The organism is Neisseria sp. HMSC067G12 (assembly GCF_001812725.1).
Taxonomy (GTDB): domain Bacteria; phylum Pseudomonadota; class Gammaproteobacteria; order Burkholderiales; family Neisseriaceae; genus Neisseria; species Neisseria perflava.
The window spans coordinates 233,311-233,842 of record NZ_KV810226.1 but is presented as its reverse complement, the minus strand read 5'-3'; the positions used below and the strand labels follow the sequence as shown (position 1 = coordinate 233,842).

Sequence of the window (532 nt, the reverse complement as noted above, 5' to 3'; positions counted from 1 at the left end):
ACCATCGTGATGAGGGTAAATCCGTGTCATTGTTAAATACTTCGATCAGTATTGTGAAATACGATAGTGAAAGCGGTTTTCATATTGAGCAACTTAACGATGTGGCTCATTTACAATGATCACAACTATTCATCAATAATAAAAAAGGTGGGCATTTTTACCCACCTTTTTTGCCATTAGCCGAATACTTTTTCCAAGTATGCTTGATAGTCTACTAAATATTGTTCTACTTGTGGATTTTTAATCACATCGTTACATACGAATGTTGGCAGACGGGTCAAACCGATGAACTCATTGAGTTTGTGGAAGTGCATGTATAAAGCATCCACACCTTTACCTTCGAAGAAGTCGCCTTCGCGAGTAAAGGCTTCAATCGGGGCATTCCAAGTAAGCGAGAGCATGTGTTTTTTACCTTGCAACAAACCACCTGTGCCGTAGCCTTCAGTCGGATTGACACGATGGCGACCATCACTATGGTAAAGCTTGCCGTGTCCGGCGGTTAATACTTCGTCTATGTATTTTTTCACTGTCC

The 532-nt window shown here is 41.0% G+C and carries 1 protein-coding gene; it reads right to left on the bottom strand.

The genetic code is table 11. The features are described from left to right. Positions 1–176: 176 nt before the first annotated feature. On the bottom strand, positions 177–532 hold a 356-nt coding region (locus tag HMPREF2871_RS11030), incomplete at its 5' end, for an NAD(P)H-dependent oxidoreductase (RefSeq protein ID WP_210397492.1).